This window comes from Streptomyces graminilatus (genome assembly GCF_001418565.1).
GTDB lineage: Bacteria > Actinomycetota > Actinomycetes > Streptomycetales > Streptomycetaceae > Streptomyces > Streptomyces graminilatus.
This window is the reverse complement of the sequence record NZ_LIQQ01000427.1, coordinates 1-3044: the sequence shown is the minus strand read 5'-3', so window position 1 is coordinate 3044 and position 3044 is coordinate 1. Positions and strand designations below refer to the sequence as shown.

The following is a 3044-nucleotide window of genomic DNA, read 5'->3' as shown; positions in this document are numbered from 1 at the left end:
CCCCGCGCCCCTGAAAGCACACCGGTACCGCCCTCCTGAAAAGCACACCGGTACCGCCCTGCTGAAAAGCGCACCAGTCCCCCAGCCCCCGACCGGTCTACCTTCCTGCCGAGGTGAAGGTCATGTCCGCGTAGCGGTCGCCTGTTACCTGGGACGCGATGGGGGCCAGGGCGGCCAGGTCCGTGTCCGTCAGGGTGATGGCTGTTGCCGCCACGTTCTCCTCCACCCTTGTGCGCCTGCGGGTGCCCGGGATCGGGACGACCGGGAGGTTGTGGGTGGTGGCCTGGTGCTGGACCCAGGCCAGGGCGATCTGGCCGAGGGAGGCGCCGTGGGCTTCCGCGACCGCCTTGATGGGGGCCAGCAGGGCCGCGTTCGCCGAGGCGGCGGTGCCCGTGAAGCGGGGCTGGGTGCGGCGGTAGTCGTCCGTGCTCAGTTCCTGGTCGGCGTTGGTGAAGGAGCCGGTCAGGAAGCCCCGGCCGAGCGGGGAGTACGGGACCAGGGTGACGCCCAGTTCGCGGGCCGCCGGGACCACGCCCTCCTCGATGTCCCGGCTGAACAGGGACCACTCCGACTGGAGGGCGGCGATCGGGTGTACGGCGTGGGCCGCGCGCAGTTCCGGGCCCGTGACCTCGCTCAGTCCCAGGTGCCTGACCTTGCCCTCGCGCACCAGTTCGGCCATGGCGCCGACCGACTCCTCGATCGGGACGTTCGGGTCGCGCCGGTGCATGTAGTAGAGGTCGATGACGTCGAGGTCGAGGTTCTTGAGGCTGGCCTCGACGGCCTGCCGGATGTAGGGCGGGTCATTGCGGATGATCCGCCGCGTCGGCTCCTCCGGCGGGATCGCGAGGGCGAACTTCGTCGCGACGACGACCTCGTCCCGGTGGGCCTTGAAGAACGGGGACAGGAAACGCTCGTTCTCACCGGCGCCGTACGCGTCCGCCGTGTCGAACAGGGTCACGCCGAGTTCGAGGGCGCGTTCCAGTGTGGCGCGGGCCTCGTCGGCGTCCGTGGGGCCGTACGCGAAGCTCATCCCCATGCAGCCGAGGCCCTGCACGCCGACCTCGGGGCCGCCGGTGCCCAGCGGAGCCGTGGCGAGCCTGCCTGCGGTGTTGTCGTTCGTCATCGAACCTTCTCCATCTCACGGACAGCACGGACATCACGAACATCACGGACAAAGCCCGCGTCGTGGTCCGCTTCCGCGTAGAAACTGATTTTCCGGTCGAGTACCGCGAGCGTGTCCTGGAGCTCGGCGATCCGGTCCAGGACGGCCCGACGGGTCGATACGAGCAGTTCGAACCGCTCGCCGTACGTGTGCTCGCCCTCGCGGACGAGTTCCGCGTACCGCACCATGTCCGCGACCGGCATACCGGTGAGCCTGAGCTTGCCGACCAGATCCAGCCAGTCGAGGTCGCGGTTGCTGTAGCGGCGCTGGCCGGTGTGCGAACGGTCGATGTGCGGCATCAGCCCGATGCGCTCGTACCAGCGCAGGGTGTGCGCGGTCAGCCCGGTGAAGGCGACGACCTGGCTGATCGTGTAGCTGTCCTGTCCGTCCGGGCGCCGGGCGATCGGCCCCGGCCCCGCTTCACAGCCGTCGGCCGTGGCGGGAGCCGTGGTGAGGCCCGTGATGGGGTCTGTGGTCTCCAGCACCGTCATGACCACCACGCTAAAACCCTGGAGTGCACTCCAAGCAAGCGGATCCCGCGATATTGCGGAGACTTGGCCGGTCCTGGCTCACTACCGTACGGATCATGACTCTCGTACGCCGTGCCACGCCCGAGGACGCCGGCGAGCTGCTGCGGCTGCGCCAGGTGATGATCGACTCGATGACCGGGGCGAACACCGACGCCGGCTGGCAGGCCACGTCCCTGGCCACCGTGACCGAGCGGCTGGCCGACCCGTCCGGTGGCTTCGCCGCGTTCGTCGTCGACCATCCGGAGCGGGCCGGTTCGCTGGCCGCGGTGGTGGTGGGGACCGTCGAGTACCGGATCGGGAGCGCGCGCATTCCGCACAGGCGGATCGGGTACGTCTTCAGCGTCGCCACCGACCCGGACGCGCGCCGCCGGGGGTACGCGCGGGCCTGCATGGAGGCTCTGGTGGACTGGTTCCGCGAGCAGGGCGTCGGCCAGGTCNNCTGGGCTTCGTCCGCCAGCCGGACCCCTTCATGCGGCTGCGGCTGTGAGTCTTCTAGTGTCGGCGTCATGTCGTCGAAGTCGTTGAACTCGTTGAAGTCGCTCGCGTTGATCGAGAACTGGCCCGTGCCCACCGCTGCCGCCGCCGTCGTACGGGCCGACGGTGCCGTTCTCGGCGCCCACGGCCCGCTGGACCACCGGTTCCACCTCGCCTCGGTCACCAAGCCGCTCGCCGCGTACGCCGCCCTCGTCGCGTACGAGGAGGGGGCGATCGAACTCGACGAGCCGGCCGGGCCGCCCGGATCGACGGTCCGCCATCTCCTCGCGCACACCTCGGGGCTCGCCTACGACGAGCACCGGGTGACGGCTCCGCCCGGGGAGCGGCGGCTGTACTCCAACGCCGGGTTCGAGGCGCTGGGGGATCATGTGGCGAAGGCCACGGAGATCCCCTTCGCGGNNTGGAGGGGTCGCCCGCGAAGGACGGGGTGTCGAGCGTCGGGGATCTGGTGCGGTTCGCCGCGGAGGTGCAGGCGCCTCGGCTGCTCGATCCGCGTACGGTCGCGGAGGCGATGACTGTTCAGTTCCCGGGGACCAAGGGGGTGCTGCCGGGGTACGGGCATCAGAACCCCAACGACTGGGGGCTCGGGTTCGAGATCCGGGGGGCGAAGTCGCCGCACTGGACGGGGAGTTCGTCCTCGGCCCGGACGTTCGGGCACTTCGGGCAGGCCGGGACGTTTCTGTGGGTGGATCCGGTGGTGGGGGTGGCGTGCGTCGCGTTGACCGATCGGGTGTTCGGGGCGTGGGCGGTGGAGGTTTGGCCTGGGTTCACGGATGCGGTGCTGTCGGAGGTACGGGGCTGAGGCCCTGGGGTTTTCGCCCCCGCCGCCCCCCTCCCGCTCTCTCTCATACACATCT

The 3044-nt window shown here is 70.1% G+C and carries 3 protein-coding genes and 2 pseudogenes; 3 read left to right on the top strand and 2 right to left on the bottom strand.

What is annotated here, in order from left to right:
* Positions 1-97: 97 nt before the first annotated feature.
* Entirely contained in the window at positions 98-1123 is a 1026-nt protein-coding gene (locus tag AOK08_RS31310) for an aldo/keto reductase (protein WP_055532342.1), read from the bottom strand.
* Complete coding sequence (locus AOK08_RS31305; RefSeq protein ID WP_055532344.1) at positions 1120-1653, bottom strand: MerR family transcriptional regulator; 534 nt, start codon at positions 1651-1653, stop codon at positions 1120-1122. The genes AOK08_RS31310 and AOK08_RS31305 overlap by 4 nt, the downstream gene beginning before the upstream one ends.
* 95 nt (positions 1654-1748) lie before the next feature.
* Between AOK08_RS31305 and AOK08_RS43885 the strand changes: the two are divergent.
* The 3 genes and pseudogenes from AOK08_RS43885 to AOK08_RS47790 form a co-directional block, all read left to right on the top strand.
* Positions 1749-2129: pseudogene (locus AOK08_RS43885) on the top strand (N-acetyltransferase family protein); the annotation flags it as partial.
* Between the two features lie 69 nt (positions 2130-2198).
* Positions 2199-2586: pseudogene (locus AOK08_RS47795) on the top strand (serine hydrolase); the annotation flags it as partial.
* A 2-nt stretch (positions 2587-2588) separates the two neighbouring features.
* Positions 2589-2989: serine hydrolase (locus AOK08_RS47790; protein WP_241827163.1), on the top strand; the 401-nt coding region annotated here is incomplete at its 5' end.
* Between the last annotated feature and the right edge of the window lie 55 nt (positions 2990-3044).

Coding starts and splice junctions, on each gene's coding strand:
- AOK08_RS31305 (WP_055532344.1), bottom strand. CDS start 1,653: ATGACGGTGCTGGAGACCACAGACCCCATCACGGGCCTCACCACGGCT.
- AOK08_RS31310 (WP_055532342.1), bottom strand. CDS start 1,123: ATGACGAACGACAACACCGCAGGCAGGCTCGCCACGGCTCCGCTGGGC.